The sequence below is a fragment of the Klebsiella spallanzanii genome, from assembly GCF_902158555.1.
In the GTDB taxonomy this organism is placed as follows: Bacteria; Pseudomonadota; Gammaproteobacteria; order Enterobacterales; family Enterobacteriaceae; genus Klebsiella; species Klebsiella spallanzanii.
Window position 1 is genome coordinate 135,148 of sequence record NZ_CABGGS010000045.1, and the last position, 17,961, is coordinate 153,108.

The 17,961-nt window shown below is 52.8% G+C and carries 18 protein-coding genes and 1 other RNA gene; 8 read left to right on the forward strand and 11 right to left on the reverse strand.

The features are described from left to right. The first annotated feature begins 177 nt into the window (after positions 1 to 177). The gene (locus tag FN082_RS25265) at positions 178 to 1,764 is read left to right on the forward strand and encodes an EAL domain-containing protein (protein WP_139541349.1); all 1,587 of its coding nucleotides are present in this window, start codon (positions 178 to 180) and stop codon (positions 1,762 to 1,764) included. A 2-nt stretch (positions 1,765 to 1,766) separates the two neighbouring features. Here FN082_RS25265 and FN082_RS25270 read toward each other — a convergent pair whose 3' ends face one another. Then, positions 1,767 to 2,039 (reverse strand): metal-sensing transcriptional repressor, encoded by a 273-nt coding sequence (locus tag FN082_RS25270; RefSeq protein ID WP_139541348.1) that lies wholly within the window; start codon positions 2,037 to 2,039, stop codon positions 1,767 to 1,769. A 166-nt stretch (positions 2,040 to 2,205) separates the two neighbouring features. On the opposite strand from FN082_RS25270, the gene FN082_RS25275 reads away from it, so the two are divergent. Beyond that, positions 2,206 to 3,021, forward strand: a complete 816-nt coding sequence (locus tag FN082_RS25275) for a nickel/cobalt efflux protein RcnA (RefSeq protein WP_142982597.1) — start codon at positions 2,206 to 2,208, stop codon at positions 3,019 to 3,021. Positions 3,022 to 3,103: 82 nt separating this feature from the next. Here FN082_RS25275 and yczE read toward each other — a convergent pair whose 3' ends face one another. Beyond that, positions 3,104 to 3,736 carry a membrane protein YczE gene (yczE, locus tag FN082_RS25280; RefSeq protein ID WP_139541346.1) on the reverse strand — a complete coding sequence of 211 codons (633 nt, stop codon included), beginning with the start codon at positions 3,734 to 3,736 and terminating at the stop codon, positions 3,104 to 3,106. A gap of 87 nt (positions 3,737 to 3,823) precedes the next feature. On the opposite strand from yczE, the gene yczR reads away from it, so the two are divergent. Next, on the forward strand, positions 3,824 to 5,251 hold the full coding sequence (gene yczR, locus FN082_RS25285; protein ID WP_142464122.1) for a MocR-like transcription factor YczR: 1,428 nt from the start codon (positions 3,824 to 3,826) through the stop codon (positions 5,249 to 5,251). Between the two features lie 133 nt (positions 5,252 to 5,384). On the opposite strand, the gene FN082_RS25290 is transcribed toward yczR, so the two are convergent. The 3 genes from FN082_RS25290 to ffs form a co-directional block, all read right to left on the reverse strand. Next, positions 5,385 to 5,600: a hypothetical protein gene (locus tag FN082_RS25290; protein ID WP_004129860.1), complete on the reverse strand. Its 216-nt coding sequence runs from the start codon at positions 5,598 to 5,600 to the stop codon at positions 5,385 to 5,387. Continuing rightward, positions 5,597 to 5,854 (reverse strand): hypothetical protein, encoded by a 258-nt coding sequence (locus tag FN082_RS25295; protein ID WP_139541344.1) that lies wholly within the window; start codon positions 5,852 to 5,854, stop codon positions 5,597 to 5,599. Before FN082_RS25295 ends, FN082_RS25290 begins: the two co-directional genes overlap by 4 nt. Positions 5,855 to 6,172: 318 nt before the next feature. Beyond that, positions 6,173 to 6,269: signal recognition particle sRNA small type (gene ffs / locus FN082_RS25300), an RNA gene on the reverse strand. Positions 6,270 to 6,534: 265 nt separating this feature from the next. Here ffs and FN082_RS25305 point away from each other — a divergent pair. After that, positions 6,535 to 6,942: a dTDP-glucose pyrophosphorylase gene (locus FN082_RS25305; RefSeq protein WP_139541343.1), complete on the forward strand. Its 408-nt coding sequence runs from the start codon at positions 6,535 to 6,537 to the stop codon at positions 6,940 to 6,942. 65 nt (positions 6,943 to 7,007) lie between these two features. Further along, positions 7,008 to 7,319 (forward strand): MGMT family protein, encoded by a 312-nt coding sequence (locus tag FN082_RS25310; RefSeq protein ID WP_139541342.1) that lies wholly within the window; start codon positions 7,008 to 7,010, stop codon positions 7,317 to 7,319. A 39-nt stretch (positions 7,320 to 7,358) separates the two neighbouring features. Here FN082_RS25310 and FN082_RS25315 read toward each other — a convergent pair whose 3' ends face one another. Then, positions 7,359 to 7,871 carry a YbaY family lipoprotein gene (locus FN082_RS25315; RefSeq protein ID WP_139541341.1) on the reverse strand — a complete coding sequence of 171 codons (513 nt, stop codon included), beginning with the start codon at positions 7,869 to 7,871 and terminating at the stop codon, positions 7,359 to 7,361. A 219-nt stretch (positions 7,872 to 8,090) separates the two neighbouring features. Between FN082_RS25315 and tesB the strand changes: the two genes are divergently transcribed. Next, positions 8,091 to 8,966: an acyl-CoA thioesterase II gene (gene tesB, locus FN082_RS25320; protein ID WP_139541340.1), complete on the forward strand. Its 876-nt coding sequence runs from the start codon at positions 8,091 to 8,093 to the stop codon at positions 8,964 to 8,966. Between the two features lie 25 nt (positions 8,967 to 8,991). Here tesB and FN082_RS25325 read toward each other — a convergent pair whose 3' ends face one another. Next, on the reverse strand, positions 8,992 to 9,936 hold the full coding sequence (locus FN082_RS25325) for a LysR substrate-binding domain-containing protein (protein WP_142464347.1): 945 nt from the start codon (positions 9,934 to 9,936) through the stop codon (positions 8,992 to 8,994). A gap of 170 nt (positions 9,937 to 10,106) precedes the next feature. Here FN082_RS25325 and FN082_RS25330 point away from each other — a divergent pair, with 170 nt between their 5' ends. Further along, positions 10,107 to 11,591 (forward strand): UbiD family decarboxylase, encoded by a 1,485-nt coding sequence (locus FN082_RS25330; RefSeq protein WP_142467576.1) that lies wholly within the window; start codon positions 10,107 to 10,109, stop codon positions 11,589 to 11,591. 108 nt (positions 11,592 to 11,699) lie between these two features. Next, complete coding sequence (locus FN082_RS25335) at positions 11,700 to 12,440, forward strand: DUF554 domain-containing protein (protein WP_142982598.1); 741 nt, start codon at positions 11,700 to 11,702, stop codon at positions 12,438 to 12,440. A gap of 56 nt (positions 12,441 to 12,496) precedes the next feature. On the opposite strand, the gene amtB is transcribed toward FN082_RS25335, so the two are convergent. From amtB to FN082_RS25360, 4 genes are all read right to left on the reverse strand, one after another. Beyond that, a complete protein-coding gene (gene amtB, locus FN082_RS25340) occupies positions 12,497 to 13,783 on the reverse strand; it encodes an ammonium transporter AmtB (RefSeq protein ID WP_180349669.1) in 1,287 nt (428 codons plus the stop codon). 33 nt (positions 13,784 to 13,816) lie between these two features. Continuing rightward, positions 13,817 to 14,155 (reverse strand): P-II family nitrogen regulator, encoded by a 339-nt coding sequence (gene glnK, locus FN082_RS25345; RefSeq protein ID WP_004099573.1) that lies wholly within the window; start codon positions 14,153 to 14,155, stop codon positions 13,817 to 13,819. A 243-nt stretch (positions 14,156 to 14,398) separates the two neighbouring features. Next, positions 14,399 to 16,177, reverse strand: coding sequence for a SmdB family multidrug efflux ABC transporter permease/ATP-binding protein (locus FN082_RS25355; RefSeq protein ID WP_139541336.1), 1,779 nt, complete (start codon positions 16,175 to 16,177; stop codon positions 14,399 to 14,401). After that, on the reverse strand, positions 16,170 to 17,942 hold the full coding sequence (locus FN082_RS25360) for a SmdA family multidrug ABC transporter permease/ATP-binding protein (RefSeq protein WP_142982599.1): 1,773 nt from the start codon (positions 17,940 to 17,942) through the stop codon (positions 16,170 to 16,172). The genes FN082_RS25355 and FN082_RS25360 overlap by 8 nt, the downstream gene beginning before the upstream one ends. Positions 17,943 to 17,961: the final 19 nt, after the last annotated feature.

Consider the following 17,961-nt stretch of genomic DNA (forward strand, 5'->3'; position numbering starts at 1 on the left):
GCATGCCAGCCCTCGTTTTCTCCGCGTCGTTCAAACTTTGGACGACGCGGTTCATCCACTGTTAGCCCGAATTCGTGAGTATCTTGCGGTTCGGGCCTTTTTTATCCCGCTTGCTGAATCCTCTTTTTATCTTTCGCGTATACTCATCGAACCCCTCGATAAAATAAGGAAATACTCATGACAACCCGGCATCAGGTGAGTCTGGTTACAGGGGTACTGATTCTCGCCATTATTTTGCCGGTCGTACTGAGCATCTGGCTGGCAACTCAGCAAGCTAAAGCACAGTTTTACACCGAGCTGGATAATTTTTCTGTCCGCGTACTGGCCCGCGTTCAGCAGGTTGCCGATCAGGCAAGAGAAGCGCTTAAGGAAGCAGATGCTCATACCGCCGCGACCTGCAGTCCGCAGCATCTGCTCAATATGCGGCAGATTGCCTACACCCACCGCTACGTACAGGAAGTTCTGTGGTTACACGATGGTATTCCGCAATGCTCTTCCCTCGAAGATCATCAAGTTTCAGTCATCTTTCCATCTCCCGACCATATTACTGCCGATGGCTATCGCACCTGGCTCACATCGGTTAGCGATCTGGGACTGAAACATAAAATGACGGCAATGGGCAGCGAGCATCACGTGGTGATGATCGACCCCGTTTCATTTATCGATGTGATTCCGTTAGGTCAGGAAGAAATTCACACTCTCCTGTTCGGAACAAAGCGCGACCAAATCATTATCAGCAGTAAACCCCTCGAGGCTGCCGTCTGGGCGCAAATTAAACATCTGGATGCCGAAACGTTAACTCTCAATAACACCGTTTATCGCCTCCACCGTATACCCGAGCTGGGTCTGGCTATCGCCACCTGGTCATCCACGCTGCCATTACAGAAAAAACTCCACCAGCAGCTGATATTTTGGCTGCCGATTGGCCTGTTCACCAGTATTCTGGCCTCATTCCTGCTTATTCGCCTGCTGCGAAGATTGCGTTCACCGCGTTATGGGATGCTGGATGCCCTGAATTCCAATGCTATTCAGGTCTACTACCAGCCTATTATTTCGTTGCAGAGTGGAAAAATCGCGGGCGCGGAAGCGCTTGCTCGCTGGAAGCAGCCCGACGGAAGCTTCTTATCGCCGGATATTTTTATCCCTCTTGCCGAACAGACGGGACTCATTACCCATTTAACCGAAGATATTGTGAGGAAGATTTTTGCCGACCTGGGTGCATGGCTGCGCCAGCGTCCGGAGGTACACATCTCGATCAATCTGTCGGTGGATGATTTGCGTTCGCCAAAGCTGCCAATACTTTTGCGCGAACAGCTTCAGCGCTGGGGTATCAGCGCTCAGCAGATCACTTTGGAAATTACCGAACGCGGTTTTGTCGATCCGCAAACCACTTTACCCGTCATCGCCGGCTATCGTCAGGCCGGACACCGTATTTCCATTGATGACTTTGGTACCGGCTACTCCAGTCTAAGCTATTTACAAAAGCTGGACGTCGATACCCTGAAAATCGATAAATCGTTTGTCGATACGTTGGAATACAAACCGCTAACGCCACACATTATTGAAATGGCGAAAGCGCTCAACCTGACAACCGTCGCGGAAGGCATCGAAACTCAAAGCCAGCGCGACTGGCTACGCAGTCATGGGGTGCTGTACGCCCAGGGTTGGCTTTATAGCAAGGCGCTGCCAAAGGAGAAATTTATCCTGTGGGCTGAGAACAACCTTAAAGCGCATTCACAACAGCCCGAGAAAAATCTCTCCTGAATCTACTTCAGATAAGATTTTATCACCTGCATGACCACGTCAAGGTCAGCTTCACGTTGGCCTTCCTCCGGCTCTTTAACGACGTGATCCGTTAAGTGTCCCTGGATAACCTGCAACATCATGCCGTTTACCGCACCGCGAATCGCCGCCAGCTGCTGTAAAACCTCAGCGCATTCATGATCGCGATTAAGCATTTTTTCTAATGCGGTACTTTGCCCCTGAATTTTCTTTAATCGAGTCAATAACATCTTCTTGTGACGAACGGTATGTGACATTACGCGATCCACTATTTGATTGATTGGTCATTTCCACGGACGACCACAGTACACAATAAGAACAGCATAACATGCCCTACTCCCCCGGAGTATTTTTCTACTGGGGGGTAGTATTAATGTACTGGGGGGGAGTAACATACAACAACTTCTGATAATGGATCATGTTATGAACGACTTCACTTCGCTGCTGCAACAGGGCAATGCCTGGCTCTTTATTCCCAGCGCCATTCTGCTGGGCGCGCTGCACGGGCTTGAGCCCGGACACTCGAAAACCATGATGGCGGCATTTATTGTGGCGGTACGTGGAACGCTTAAGCAGGCAGTATTGCTGGGGTTAGCAGCGACGGTATCGCATACAGCAGTGGTCTGGCTGGTGGCAATGGCAGGTCTGTGGTTTGGTCGCGGCTGGGACGCTCAAACGTCAGAACCCTGGTTTCAGCTGATTTCCGGGATTCTTATTGTGCTGATTGCCTGCTGGATGCTCTGGCGTACCTGGCACGAATCGCACTCACATGAACATGAACATGAACATGAACCCCATAATCATGGCCACCCGCATGAACACAAATCTCATGTTCATCAACATCCGCTGGTCGCCGCCGATAACTGGCAGGACGCCCACCAGCGAGCGCACGCGGAAGAGATCAATCGCCGCTTTAACGGGCAGCAGGTCACCACCGGACAGATCGTATTGTTTGGGCTAACGGGCGGATTAATCCCTTGCCCCGCATCAATTACCGTATTGCTCATCTGCCTGCAGTTGAAGAAGTTCTCGCTAGGAGCAACGTTAGTGCTGGGTTTTAGCGTCGGGCTTGCGCTCACCTTAGTCGCCTCCGGAGCGATCGCCGCCTTGAGTGTGAAGCATGTCGCTAACCGCTGGCCGGGGCTGAACGAGCTGTCACGTAAAGCACCGTGGATTTCCGGTGGGCTCATTATTGTGGTGGGTTTATATATGATGCTGCACGGCTGGAGTAACTTGTAACAACATCCCCATCCTCAAGCGGATGAGGATGGGGCGATAACAGTATTCATCACCCTCTGTCATGAGAGTCTGCTATAAGCCGCTATACACCGGTTCCTTCGTTTACCGTTTTGGCAGTATCCCTGGTTACGGCGATGGGCGCTATCGGCTGGCGAAACCACGGCAGACATAGCTGGATCAGCGGCCCAATCGTTAACGCATAGAACACGGTCCCGACGCCAAATTTACCCCCCATCAGCCAGCCAATGATCAGGACTGAAACTTCAATCGCGGTACGAATCCCCCGCAGCGACCAACCGGTACGCGCATGCAGGCCAGTCATTAGACCATCACGCGGTCCTGGGCCAAAACCTGCGCCAATATACATCCCTGTCGCCAGCGCATTCAGCACTATCGCCCCTACTAACAATAGGCTGCGTGCCACCAGCGATTCCAGCGGCGGCAGCACTGCCAGGGTCGCATTTGCCGCCAGCCCCAGCACAATCACGTTACTGACCGTACCCAGCCCGGGCATTTGCCGCAGCGGGATCCACAACAAGAGTACTGCCGCTCCCGTCAGGATCATAACCGTGCCGAAATCCAGATTGAACTGCTTACCCACCCCCAGATGAAAAACATCCCACGGATCGGCCCCCAGGTTGGCATGCACAAATAACGCGGTCGACACGCCATACAGGACCAGACCTATGTAAAGTTGTAGCAAGCGACGTACCATTTTTCACCTCAGAACAATTGCGATATCGCCTATCATCAGTAAAAATGGATTGATAATTAATGGCCAGTTTTAAAAAAGTGGATTGCTATGTCACCTCGTCGCTTTGGTTCACAGTCGCTGGTACGCCTGCTGGGCAACTGGCAGGAGTCCACCTCTCGCACGCCGATCTGGCGTCAACTGGCGGAAGCGCTGCGCCTGCTGATCCTTGACGGTCGCCTGGCGCTGGAAACCCGCCTGCCCGGCGAGCGTGAACTGGCGACAGCCCTGAATATCAGCCGTACCACGGTTGCCAGCGCGCTCGGGCTGCTACGGGAGGAAGGCTATCTCTACAGCCGCCAGGGAAGCGGTTCGCGCATCGCTCTACCGGAGCGTCCTGTTAATATGACGGCCAAAAATCCGGATCCGCAATCGGTGAATTTGGCCGTTGCCGCACTTAGCGCCGGACCAGAGATCCATCAAGCGTACAGTCAGGCCCTGAAGATCATGCCACAGCATTTATCCAATACCGGTTACGATCAACAGGGGCTACCGCTGCTGCGTGAAGCGATTGCCCGCCGCTATAGCGAACGCGGATTGCCAACCCGTCGCGATGAAGTGATGATCGTCAATGGCGCGCTGAGCGGTTTTGCCCTGGTGTTGCGTTTGTTAACCGGGCCCGGCGATCGCGTGGTGGTGGATGCACCAACGTATCCCATGGCCATTAGCGCGATTCAGGGCGCATCATGCCGCCCGGTTGGTGTTGCATTACCGCAGCAGGGTTGGGATTGCGATGGCCTGGCAGCGACAATTGCGCAAACGGCTCCTCGACTCGCATGGTTGATGCCGGACTTTCATAACCCAACCGGTCGCTGTATGGATAGCGCCACGCGCCAACGGGTTGCCGATCTCGCTGCGCAAACCCGCACCACTCTGGTGGTCGATGAGACGATGGTCGATTTATGGTACGACGCCCCGCCGCCGCCGCCGCTAGCAACGTTTAACCCTGACGCTCCGGTAATAACCATCGGCTCTGCGGGAAAAAGTTTCTGGGGAGGCTTGCGCATTGGCTGGATACGCGCGTCTTCGCGAACCATTGCATCGCTGGTTCAGGCGCGCGACTCTCTCGATCTCGGCTCTCCGCTGCTGGAACAGTTGGCCTGCTGCTGGCTACTGGACAATGAGAAAGCACTATTACCGTCGAGACGCGCTATGCTGGCGGCTCGCCGGGATATGTGCGGCGCGCTCATGGAAGAGTATTTCCCCCACTGGCGATTTTCACCACCGGAAGGTGGGCTCTCTTTTTGGGTTGAATTACCCGGAATGCTGGCGACGCTTTTTTCCGTGCGGGCAGAAAGCAGAGGGATTCACATAGGAACAGGCACAAGGTTTGGTCTGGCGGGTGCTTTTGACCGCTATTTGCGTTTGCCTTTCACCCTTTCGGATGACGAACTGCGCAGGGCGTTTAATACATTACAGCCGTTATGGCACAGCCTTACGGAACAGAAAGAGAATTTCCGCCCGAGGAAAATCATCTAATAAAATATCGACGGGCTGGAGCCAGCCCGTCAAAAACCATCATCCGTGATGCATATGAGATGTTGTTATAAAATTGCGCTTCAATCTTGTCATCGCTGCATGTCAATCCGATGACAAAAATGAAATAAATTCATTAATGTTGACGTGGAATCGGGAACCCTTTTAGGGAAATAATAAAACCATCTTCATCTTTTTTAATTTTTGCACCCGTGTCACACCAATCGGAGGCAATGCGAAAGAACTCATCGCTACCGATATTCCAGTTCAGGCGCACGTGCTTAACGTACCCAGAACGCAGCATGTCGCAGGCTTCGCTATAGTTGCTGGCTGTAGAGAGTTGTTGTTTCATTTTTTCTTCTTCAGGATTTTACGTAATGCTTTGATTTCTTTAGGGGTTAATGGAGACGTTTCTTCTTCGGTATGCTGACTATCGATATCTTCTTCCGAAACCCCCGCCTCGTCTGCTGATTCCGCTACCTGAAAGGCCAGCAGCAGCAGTTTCTCCGTAGCTGTTCCCAAATTTTCGTTATTTTCTTCCGCATACTGACGCAGTTTTTCTTTTAACTCGCCATCAATTTTTACGTTCAGAACCACAGTGGTCATAGTCACGCTTCCCGTGAAATAAAATTATCATATAATTAATACACGAAGTTAACATGCTGATCCAGAGATATATTTTTGGACTTATTTCCAACAACATTTTCCCATGAATAATCTGCACGTTGTATATGACATAAAGATGACATTAATATTTCAATTAAATTTCACATTTATGACATAGCCATTTTTTAGTATAAGAAAGGCGTGTTTTAGAAACCAAATAAAATACACAATGATTTTGTGGGTATTAAATATAAAGGGGAATTTTAAACCGCTTTTTTATTATGGATATGACTTTTGCTACCCGGAAATGGGTGGGGGCCCTACCAGCTACATCCCGGCACACACGTCGTCTGCTCTGGCTGCTTCCTTCCGGACCTGACCTGGTAAACAGAGTAGCGTTGCGGGAGAACCAACAGAGCCCCCATTGAGAGCGTTAGTTACCTAACGCGCTGGCGCATTATCCCTGCTGAACCCGTGAATTGCAAGCCGTCGCCGATTGGGTGCTGGTTTATTGCGCAAAGTCGCTCAATAAGCGCTGTAAAGATGCTTTTTACCATAAACTCTTACGACTATATCAAGAGATTGAGAGCGTACTCTCAGCACAATTCCCTGGCATCATTCATACTGTGAATTACGCAATGAATCATTTTTAATCAATAAGTTATGTTAATGGTATCTGAATGAGTGAATCACCACGTTTAATCACCACACTAGCGATGCCACCTATCGACGAAGTGACCGTCCCCTTCCACGGGTTACACTTTCTACGCCCGGAAGTGTTGCTGGATTTTATAACGATTAGCAGTCATCAATTGCTGGCCGTCACCCCGGTTGCGCTGCTCTACTCTACCGTTGGCGTACTTCAGCACATTGAATTACGTAAAATTCCCATCGAAGTCAGCGGCCGAGTAGTGTACCCGATATCAACGCTTAAGCTCCCGGCAATGCACGCCAAACTGATTATTAATGCTCAATCAAAACGCCTGAAGTTTCTTGAAAGTCTGCTAACCAATACGCCGAACGAAAATGTCCATGGCATGCAGATTCTGGGTCTGGCCCTCGAGTTTACCGTCATTAAATCGGCTTAAACCGCTATCTGTACAGCCTGACACGTAACGCTTATCCTGAACCTTTCCCGGCAACAGGGCGTACCATGGATTCTCACGATACTTTTCCGCAGCGAGTCTGGCAGATAGTCGCCTCGATTCCTGAAGGATACGTTGCCACCTACGGCGACATTGCGCAATTGGCGGGCTCACCGCGCGCGGCGCGCCAGGTTGGCGGCGTGTTAAAGCGTCTACCGGAAGGCTCCACTCTTCCCTGGCATCGAGTGGTTAATCGCCATGGCGATATCTCCCTTACTGGGCCCGATTTACAGCGCCAGCGTCAGGCGCTACTGGCAGAGGGTGTACAGGTTTCAGGTAGCGGTCACATCGACCTGCAGCATTATCGCTGGGTTTATTAAAGGCAAAAAAATGCCCCTGAAGGAGGGGCATCGGTGAGATTACTGCGCAGCGGGGACATTGGTATTTGCCACCGGTACCGCCGTTTGCTGGACCGGCACCAGAAGTAGATCCGCGCGATTCCCCCCCTGGTTAATCACCGTCTGTACAGTATCAGTGATAAACATTAACTGACCGTTAACGGTGATTGCCGCGCTAAGCAGAATGCGGGCATTAGGCTGGATTTGTGCCTGATTATAGGGCAGCACAAAGTTAAATGGCGCCTGTTTCCCTTCCGTCCTGACCGCTTTTTGCGACAGCACGTGCGCTGGCGCATCGGCCAGAGATGCATCGGAGAGGGTCACGGTCAATACTGCATCCGGCGGTAATGCCACGCGCTGGCGAATATTGATTGTCCCGGAAACATTAGGCTGCTGCTGCGAGGAGCTTAGTGAGGCAATGCCATAAGGATCGGGCGCTGCCGTCTGATTCGCTGCATTGTTGCTGTGATTATTCGCACAGGCTGACAACGTAGCCGCTACGGCCAAGGCACTTAACATATAGGCAAATTTCATTCTTTTCTCCTTTTCATCCCTTCTTTAGCAGGAGTACATCCTGCCGATATCGGGGACAGGACATTAGTATCATGAATAAGTGTGGCACAGATCTCAGATCTCTTCCTGGAAAAGAGCCCATATTCAGATTATTGCACCCATCGGACCACTTGCGATTCCAGGTTATACTTTGCCTCAATACGCGCTGCGCAAGGCAGTCATCATTGATTGAGGGTCACTATGAGTCAGGCATTAACCAATCTGCTGGCATTGTTAAATCTGGAAAAAATTGAAGAGGGGTTGTTCCGCGGGCAGAGCGAAGATCTGGGATTGCGTCAGGTTTTTGGCGGCCAGGTAGTTGGTCAGGCGCTGTATGCCGCAAAAGAGACGGTTCCCGCTGAGCGCCTGATCCACTCTTTTCACAGCTACTTCCTGCGTCCCGGCGACAGCCAAAAACCGATCATCTACGATGTTGAAGTCCTGCGCGATGGCAATAGTTTCAGCGCCCGCAGGGTCGCGGCTATCCAGAACGGTAAACCGATTTTCTATATGACCGCGTCTTTTCAGGCCCCGGAACCTGGCTACGAACATCAGAAAACCATGCCTGCTGCAGCTGATCCTGATGCTTTGCCCTCTGAAACGGACATCGCCCGCAAGCTGGCCCATCTGCTGCCGCCGCAGGTCAAAGATAAGTTTCTTTGCGATAAACCGCTGGAAATTCGCCCTGTCGAATTCCATAACCCGCTGAAAGGCCATGTTGCAGAGCCGACTCGCCAGGTCTGGATCCGCGCCAACGGCGCAGTGCCGGAAGATCTCCGCATCCACCAGTATCTGCTGGGCTACGCCTCTGACTTTAACTTCCTGCCTGTAGCGCTACAGCCGCATGGCATCGGCTTCCTGGAGCCAGGAATGCAGGTCGCTACTATCGATCACTCAATGTGGTTCCACCGCCCGTTCAACATCAACGAATGGCTGCTTTACAGCGTTGAAAGTACCTCTGCTTCCAGCGCTCGTGGATTTGTACGCGGCGAGTTCTACACTCAGGACGGCACCCTGGTAGCTTCTACGGTACAAGAAGGCGTCATGCGAAACCGGAGCCTCTTTCCAGGAAAATAGGTGCTTACGCTCGCCAATAATGAGTTCACTGTAAACCGCCAGAACGTTGTGCCGCCACGCCCTGAGTAACCAGATGCTGCTGGCGGCCAGTGAGTTCACGGGTATAGTTTATAAAATCACGCAAGAGGTTATTTTTAGTATGCCGCCGCCAACAGAGGGTTAGCGTAGTCGTAGCAAATGTTTCCTCCAGCAGGCAGTAGCTCACATCCGACATTAGCATCGAACTTTGCGTTTCAGGCACCAGTGCGACGCCCATCCCCATTGACACCAGGCCGATAGCGACCGATACATCACGCGTATACTGAATTCGCTGAGGCGTAAATCCTGCCTGCTGACAAGCGCTTATCGCCGACCATCCTAGCCCCACGCCATACGGATCTTTCTGTATAAAAAATTGCTCGTCGGCCAGCGATGATAAAGAAATCCTCCGGCAATGGCCCAGCCTATGGTTGCGCGGCAAGACCGCGATAAGTGAACGAGTTGCAATATTCATATACTCCAGCGGTTCATATTGCGGTATTGGCGAACGAACAAAAGCAAGATCAATTCGTTTATCCAATAAAAATGTTAATAAATTATGAGCGTTATGTTCTTCTATAATCAGATCGGCCTCTGATTTTTTATGTCGGTAATTTTTTATTAACAATGTTAATGCCGGATCGAGAATTGATGACCCCACATAGCCAACTTTCAACTGCCCCTTATGCCCCAGCCGTAAGCTGTTTGCATTTTCGAGAAATTTATCACAGTGGCCAAGAATAGCTCGCGCCTCGTCAATCAAAAAGAGCCCTTCAGCGGTCAATGACACATGACGCCGATCGCGAACAAACAGCATCAGATCCAGCGCATTTTCAAGGTTTTTAATCTGCTGAGTTAGCGCAGGCTGCGTAACGTTGAGCCTCTGCGCCGCCCGGCCAAAATGCAGCTCTTCTGCCAATACTACAAAGGCATGCAATTGCCGATAATCCATAACAACCTCCAGGAAGTCACTAATAATAAATCCTTATTAAAATCCGGGGCAATGTTATTGGACTCTTATTTCTATTTAGCGAAAATTAAATTCACCACGATGATTAAAAATCAGGGTCTGCGCTATATAGCTGCCATGTCATCGTTAAGTAAAACTTAAAGGAGATTTTAATGTTCAAGGAACAGCAAAAAGTGACCGATCTGCGTTCCGCATTGGCTGTATTAAGCCACTACGATGATGAATTGATCTATACCGATGAACCCGTTGACCCTATCGCGGAATTATCTGGCGTATACCGCTACGTCGGCGCGCACGGCACCGTCCAGCGCCCCACCCGGGTTGGCCCGGCCATGATCTTTAACAAAGTCAAAGGGTACGATGATGTAAAAGTCCTGATTGGTTTGCTTTGCTCGCGCAAGCGCGTCGCCCATCTGTTTGGCACCACGCCTGAAAACCTGGCGTTTATGCTTAAAGATTCCGTTGCCAATCCCATTGCGCCGATAGTGATTCCACGTGAACAGGCCGTATGTCAGGAAGTTATCCACCTGGCGACCGATCCTGATTTCGATATCCTGAAAATATTGCCTGCGCCAACGAACACTCCGGAAGATGCCGGTCCCTACTTTACGATGGGTATGTGCTACGCCGCCGATCCGGAAACCGGCGAACATGACGTCACGATCCACCGTTTATGCGTTCAGAGCAAAGACGAAATCTCAATGTATTTCGTGCCGGGACGCCACCTTGACACTTTCCGCCAGAAAGCGGAGGCCGCAGGGAAAGCGCTACCTATCTCCATTAGTATTGGCGTCGATCCGGCAATTGAAATCGGTGCCTGCTTCGAGCCACCGACCACGCCCTTAGGTTTTGACGAGCTATCGATTGCCGGTAGCTTACGCAACCAGGCGGTAGAACTCACCGATTGCGTTAGCGTGAATGCGCTGGCTATCGCTAATGCCGAAGTCGTTATTGAGGGCGAGCTCCTGCCCAACGTGAGGGTCCGTGAAGATCAGAACAGCGATACCGGTAAAGCCATGCCGGAGTTTCCCGGCTATACCGGCAGCGCCCAGGCTCAGGTTCCCGTCATCAAAGTGAAAGCCATTACTCACCGCCGCCATCCCATTCTGCAAACCTGTATTGGGGCCAGCGATGAGCACACCAATTTGGCGGGGATCCCGACAGAAGCCAGTATTTTACAAATGGTTGAAAAAGCCTTGCCCGGCTTCGTTCAGAACGTCCATTGCCCATCGCCGGGTACGGGTAAATACCTGGCCGTCTTGCAAGTTAAAAAACGCACGCCAGCGGATGAAGGCAGGCAGCGCCAGGCAGCGCTTCTCGCATTTTCAGCCTTCTCAGAGTTGAAACATGTCATGTTGGTTGATGAGGATGTTGATGTATTTGATATTAACGATGTGATGTGGGCAATGACGACGCGATATCAGGGGGATGTCAGTACTATATTTATTCCTGGAGTACGCTGTCACCCACTCGATCCTTCATCCGACCCAGCATTCAGCCCGTCAATACTCGGCCACGGAATTGCCTGTAAAACGATTTTTGACTGTACCATTCCCTGGAACCTGAAAGCGCATTTTCAGCGCAGCAAATTCCTTGAAGTGGATGTCAATCGCTTTATTCCTGGCTTCAAAAAATAGTCGTTCACTTTCGGCAGGTTCGCAATCCGCAGAACCTGCCGGATAGTGAGTGCATTTGCGGTCCGACAACAGAAATCGATATTTCGCAAATACTAACAAGGAAAAACAATGATTGGGCCAATCATTAACTCCACTTCAACGCTTATAGGCGGGATCGTCGGCGGCTTAATTGGCGATCGATTAAGTGAGAAATTCCGTACCGCGCTACCTCTGACTTTTGGTGCAGCTTCCATGGGAATGGGGATAACGGTAATTATCAAATTACATGCTCTACCCGTCGTCGTCGCCTCATTACTCTTTGGCGCAATTATCGGCGAAATATTTTCTATCGAGAAAAACATTGGCCGTGGCGCATCAAAATTGCGTTTTGTCATCGACAAAGTTGCGCCGCAAAAAAGCGGCAGCACGTTATCGCAAGAGGAGTATCTCGACAAATTCGTTGGGATTCTGGTGCTCTTTGTGGCTTCAGGAACGGGCATCTTTGGCGCGATGCGGGAAGGGATAACCGGCGACATATCTATCCTGTTGACTAAATCATTCCTCGATATCCTGACGGCGGGTATTTTTGCCACCCTGCTCGGTCTTTCGGTCGCCACTATCGCCATCCCGCAATTTATCGTCCAAATGATTCTGCTTTTTATCGGGCAATCAATAATGCCAATGCTAACGCCTGAGATGGTTGCTGATTTCTCCGGGCTGGGCGGCTTTATTATGTTTGTGACGGGCTTGAGAATCTGCGGTATTAAATCATTTCCGGTAGCTAACTTACTGCCGGGTCTGATCATCGTCATGCCCCTCTCCTGGCTATGGGTGTCAACGCTATTGCCCTGGATCCAATCGATTAGCTAACCATGTAAAAAGCGGAGCCAAGCTCCGCTTTTTACGATGAACAAGATAACGATGAATCAGGCGTTGTAGGCGTTTTCGCCATGGCTGTTGACGTCCAGACCTTCACGTTCCTGATCTTCCGGTACGCGCAGACCTACGGTCATATCAGCAACTTTGTAGCCGATGAAGGCAACGATGCCAGACCAGACGATAGTGATGGCGATACTCTCCAGCTGTACCAGAACCTGATGGCCCATGGTCACACCTTCTGCGTAACCGACACCGCCCAGAGAGGTCGCGGCAAAGATACCGGTCAGGATACACCCTACGATACCGCAGACGCCGTGAACACCAAACACATCGCACGGGTCATCAACGCGCAGCCAGCGTTTCAGTACGGTGACGCCCCACAGGCCCGCCAGGCCCGCAGCGATACCCACAATCAGAGAGCCGCCGACGCCGATGAAACCACACGCCGGAGTGATACCGACCAGACCCGCAATTGCCCCAGAACATGCGCCCAGCAGAGACGGCTTACCACGGGTTGCCCACTCACCGAAGGTCCATGCGAGGATAGCCGCCGCCGTTGCCACCACGGTGTTGACGAAAGCCAGACCGGCAATTTCGTTCGCTGCGCTTGCTGAACCCGCGTTAAAGCCAAACCAACCAACGTAGAGAATAGCGGTACCGGTGAAGACCATCGGCAGGTTATGCGGTTTGAACGCTTCTTTGCCAAAGCCGACGCGTTTACCCATCATGTAGGCACCCACCAAACCGGCAACCGCAGCGTTGATGTGTACGACCGTACCCCCAGCGAAATCCAGCGCGCCGTGGGTGGCCAGCAGACCGCCGCCCCAGACCATGTGCGCAATCGGGATATAAGAAAGCGTCATCCATACCACCACGAAAATCAGTACCGCAGAGAAACGAATGCGTTCCGCCAGCGCACCGACGATCAGGCCGACGGTAATACAGGCAAATGAACCCTGGAAGGCAACGTGGATATACTGATAGAAGCTGCCCATCAGCGCTTTCAGTTCAATATTCTTCAGCAGTACCCAGTCAAAGTTGCCGAAGAAGCTGCCGCCGGTACCGAAGGCCAGCGTGTAGCCATAAACCACCCACAGTACGCAGACCAGAGCAAAGGTCACGATGACCTGAGTCAGCATGGAAAGAACGTTTTTACCGCGGATCAGGCCGCCGTAGAACAGCGCGATGCCCGGAATGGTCATAAACAGCACCAGCGCGGTGCAAATCATCATAAAAGCGTTGTCGGCTTTATCCGCTACCGCCGGTGCAGCCATCGCCAGCCCCGGAAGAAGTGCCAGCGCTCCCAGACCTGTTTTCATTGTTGCTATCTTCATTGTTTCGTTCCCCATCACTGTGTGGTCTGAAAGTTACAGAGCCGCTTCGTCAGATTCGCCGGTACGGATGCGAATGACGCGCTGCAGCTCGGCGACAAAGATTTTGCCGTCGCCAATCTTTCCGGTATAAGCCGCTTTACTAATGACATCGACGACTTCATCCAGCTGATCGTCGGCAATCGCGACGTCAATCTTCACTTTAGGCAGAAAATTGACGCTGTATTCGGCACCGCGATAGAGCTCCGCGTGGCCCTTCTGACGGCCGAACCCTTTAACTTCAGTGACCGTCAGGCCCTGAATACCCATTGAAGATAATGCTTCACGCACGTCTTCCAGTTTGAATGGTTTGATTACCACGGTAACCAGCTTCATAAGTCCCCTCCAGTCAGAATTCGGTAATGGCCGCAGCTAACACGAATCTAATAAAGCAAGGGCTATGCCAGAAATGAAAAAGGACCGCGAAGCGGCCCTTTATGAGGAGGAAAAACAATAATTCAGCGGAAACGGAGCGGCGAATGGCCCCTTTCGCCTAAAATTGCACCATTCCGGTGCGTGATATGTGACGCTTTTGCACCACATCAAACCGCAAAACAGCGGCTGCCTGTTTATGGTGCATCAGGCGATAAGCGACTCTTCCTGCGCGCTCGCAGCCAGCTCTTCTCCCGCCAGCTGCAGCTGATACATTTGCCAGTAGCGGCCTTTGGCGGCCAGCAGCTGCTGGTGATTGCCGCGCTCTACAGCCTGCCCCCGGTGCAACACCAGAATCGTATCAGCCTCAACGATGGTCGATAAGCGGTGCGCAATCACCACCAGCGTTGTATGCTCGCGCACCCGAGCCAGCGCCTGCTGAATTGCCTGCTCGGTACCGGAGTCGATATTGGCCGTCGCCTCATCAAGAATCAGCACCTGCGGAGTCTCGACCAGCACCCGCGCCAGCGCCAGCAGCTGTTTCTGCCCTACGGAAAGGTTATTTCCCTGTTCGCCCAGCTGTGTATAAATACCGTTTTCCATTTCGCGAGCCAGCGCTGCCAACTGTACCGCCTCCAGCGCGTCCCAAACCTGCTCTTCGCTGATATCACGACCGAGCGTCACGTTGGCGTAGAAGGTATCGGCCAGCACCACCGGATCCTGCTGCACCATCGCAATTCCCTGACGCAGCGCACTGTGGCTCAAGGAGGAAAGCGGGCGACCATCAATACGAATTTCACCCTGAGTCACCGGGTAGTAGCCCATCATCAGGCTGGCCAGAGTACTTTTACCGCTGCCGGTATGGCCGACCAGCGCCACAAAGCTGCGCGACGGAATATCAAGATTGATATCCTGCAATACCAGATTATCGTCGCGGTAAGCAAAAGAGAGATTCTCAATACTAATCGCACCGCTGCGCAGCGGCTCGCTATCCTCTCCCCACGCCTGGCGCGGCTTGTCCATCAGCTCGAAGACGCGCTCGCCCGCAACGACCGCCTGCTGCAGCATTGACTGCTGGGTCGTCAGCTCAATGAGCGGCTCATTCAGTCGGCCAAGATAGCTAATAAAAGCGTACAAAACCCCAACCTCAATCGTTCCACCGCTGCTAAAGCCAAACAGCATCAGCAGGCCGCAGAGAATTAACGAAGAGAACAGGCTTAGCAGCGGGCGCAGCAGGAAGCCATCGAGGCGCAAGGTTTGCATTCGCGCCAGGTAGTGCGCATAGCTGGCTTCGCGCATCCGCTCGCCGAATCGCGCCTGCTGGCGAAACTGCTGGATAACGCCCATGCCGTTAATCACTTCGTTGAAGCCGTCGTTGATATCCGCCAGCCAGGCGCGAACGCGTCTGACGATTGGCGTACTGTAACGTTGATAAATCATCATCACGATCAGCACTGCCGGGAAGATAGCAATCGCCACCAGCGCCATTCGCCAGTCAAGGCTGAACATCGCCACCAGCATCGCGCCAATCAGGGCGGCGCTTCGCAGCACGGTTGCCACAACGGTGACGTACAGATCGCGAATCACTTCAGTATCGTTGGTCACCCGTGAAATAAGCTGACCCACTGGCTGAGTATCAAACTCGCTAAGCGGCTGACGCAGCGCGGCATCCATCACATCACTACGCAGTTGCTGCACGACGCCGACCGCCGCACGGTTAAACAGCAACGACTGGCAGTAATGCAGGCCAGCAGCAAGAATTTGCAAGCCAATATAAGCTGCAGCCAGGCCGCAGACCAACTTCAGCGGCAGCGAATTCTTCGCCACCATATTGTCGATAAAGTAGCTAATCAGCAGCGGGCCGCTGACTTCCGCCACTGCCGCAACCCACATAATGGCAACCGCGACCATCAACGGTTTACGCCACGGGGAGCCGTAGGCCAGAAGGCGTTTTAACGTCGGCCAGAGTTCAGTAAAACTACGCACTGGCGATCTCCTCATCTTCCAGCGGGACCTCATCCAGCGCCGCTTCCAGTTGCTGATAGCGATACATATCGCGATACCAGCCCGGCTGCGCCGCCAGGGCCTCATGGCGACCACGTTGAGCAATATGCCCATGCTGCATCACCAGAATCTCGCTGGCTTCAGTCAACGCCGACAGGCGATGGGCGCTAATGATCACCGTTCGCCCCTCCCCCCACTGCCGCAGGTTATGCAAAATCTGATGCTCCGTACGACCATCCACCGCCGAAAGCGCATCGTCAAGAATCAGGATCTCCGCCTCCAGCAACAGCGCGCGGGCAATGGAAATACGCTGTTTTTGCCCGCCGGAAAGCATCACGCCGCGTTCGCCGACTTCGGTGCGGTATCCCTGCGGCAAACGCAGGATATCCTCATGCACGCTGGCAAGTCGCGCGACGTGCTCGATCTGCTCCTGAGTAGCGTCAGGCCTACCGAGCGCAATGTTGCTGGCGACGGTATCAGAAAACAGGAACGGCGTCTGATTAACCACTGCCAGCCGGGCACGCCAGCTATCCAGCTGTAGCCGGGTCAGGGGAACGTCGTGGAAGCGAATATCGCCTTCGGTCACGTCAAAATGACGCTGAATCAGCGCCAGAATAGTGCTCTTTCCGGATCCGGTCGGCCCGCAAATCCCCAGCATCTGCCCGGGTTGTAGCGTAAAGTTGACCTTTTCCAGAGAGGTTTTATTCGCCTGAGGATAGATAAATTCGCGCACGGCGACGCTAAGCGTACCGCGGCCTTCCGGCACCGGCTCGCTGCCGTCGTTCACCACCGGCGCCTCTTCCAGCATGGTGCGAATACGTGCATAGGCCGCGCTGCCGCGCTCGACGATATTGAACATCCATGCCAGCGCTAACATAGGCCAAATCATCAGGCCAAGATACATAACAAAACTGGTAAGCTGGCCAAGGGTCAGGCTGCCCTGGATAACCATCCAGCTGCCGCCGCCGATTGCCAACAGGTTAGCAGTACCGATAGCGATATAAATCGTCGGATCGAAGCGAGCATCAATACGCGCCACGCGCATGTTTTTCGCCCCGGTATCCGCGGCATCAGCGGCGAACTGCGCCGATTGCCGATCTTCAAGGCCAAAGGCTTTGATCATGCGAATACTGGTCAGGCTCTCCTGGGTACGGTCATTCAGGCTGGAGAATGCCGCCTGCGCCACGCGAAAACGCTCGTGCAGCGCATCGCCGTTACGCTTAATCGCCAGCGCCATAATCGGCATTGGCAGCAGCGCCAGCAGGGTTAACTGCCAGCTGATTTGCGTCGACATCACAATCAGCACGGCGCAGCCCATGACCAGGGAGTCCACCAGCGTTAACACCCCTTCACCGGCGGCGAAAACCACCCGGTCAACGTCGTTGGTGGCGCGAGCAATCAGATCGCCGGTACGGTGACGCAGGTAAAAGGCAGGATGCTGGCGGCTGAGCTGGCGATAGAAATCTTCCCGTAGCTCTACGGCCAGTTGATAAGATGCGCCAAACAGCAGTACGCGCCAGACGTAGCGCAGCAGGTAGACCATCACCGCAATAACGACCAGCAGGCCGATCCACATCCACACCTTTTCAGCGGTGTAATGTTGCTTCGTGACGCCGTCAACCACGATGCCCACCACTTTCGGCGGCACCAGTTGCAGGATGGCAATGATAATCAGCAGAGCAATAGCGCCGAGGTAACGACGCCACTCCCGGCGGAAATACCAGCTAAGTTGAACAAATAATCGCAAGCAGTTAAATCCCGAGTAT

Bases quoted from the DNA above. Each gene is read 5' to 3' on its own strand.
- FN082_RS25275 (WP_142982597.1), top strand. From the start codon at position 2,206: ATGAACGACTTCACTTCGCTGCTGCAACAGGGCAATGCCTGGCTCTTT.
- FN082_RS25270 (WP_139541348.1), bottom strand. From the start codon at position 2,039: ATGTCACATACCGTTCGTCACAAGAAGATGTTATTGACTCGATTAAAG.
- FN082_RS25310 (WP_139541342.1), top strand. From the start codon at position 7,008: ATGGATTCTCACGATACTTTTCCGCAGCGAGTCTGGCAGATAGTCGCC.
- glnK (WP_004099573.1), bottom strand. From the start codon at position 14,155: ATGAAGCTGGTTACCGTGGTAATCAAACCATTCAAACTGGAAGACGTG.
- FN082_RS25290 (WP_004129860.1), bottom strand. From the start codon at position 5,600: ATGAAACAACAACTCTCTACAGCCAGCAACTATAGCGAAGCCTGCGAC.
- tesB (WP_139541340.1), top strand. From the start codon at position 8,091: ATGAGTCAGGCATTAACCAATCTGCTGGCATTGTTAAATCTGGAAAAA.
- FN082_RS25295 (WP_139541344.1), bottom strand. From the start codon at position 5,854: ATGACCACTGTGGTTCTGAACGTAAAAATTGATGGCGAGTTAAAAGAA.
- yczE (WP_139541346.1), bottom strand. From the start codon at position 3,736: ATGGTACGTCGCTTGCTACAACTTTACATAGGTCTGGTCCTGTATGGC.
- FN082_RS25325 (WP_142464347.1), bottom strand. From the start codon at position 9,936: ATGGATTATCGGCAATTGCATGCCTTTGTAGTATTGGCAGAAGAGCTG.
- amtB (WP_180349669.1), bottom strand. From the start codon at position 13,783: ATGAAGATAGCAACAATGAAAACAGGTCTGGGAGCGCTGGCACTTCTT.
- FN082_RS25265 (WP_139541349.1), top strand. From the start codon at position 178: ATGACAACCCGGCATCAGGTGAGTCTGGTTACAGGGGTACTGATTCTC.
- yczR (WP_142464122.1), top strand. From the start codon at position 3,824: ATGTCACCTCGTCGCTTTGGTTCACAGTCGCTGGTACGCCTGCTGGGC.
- FN082_RS25305 (WP_139541343.1), top strand. From the start codon at position 6,535: ATGAGTGAATCACCACGTTTAATCACCACACTAGCGATGCCACCTATC.
- FN082_RS25330 (WP_142467576.1), top strand. From the start codon at position 10,107: ATGTTCAAGGAACAGCAAAAAGTGACCGATCTGCGTTCCGCATTGGCT.
- FN082_RS25315 (WP_139541341.1), bottom strand. From the start codon at position 7,871: ATGAAATTTGCCTATATGTTAAGTGCCTTGGCCGTAGCGGCTACGTTG.
- FN082_RS25335 (WP_142982598.1), top strand. From the start codon at position 11,700: ATGATTGGGCCAATCATTAACTCCACTTCAACGCTTATAGGCGGGATC.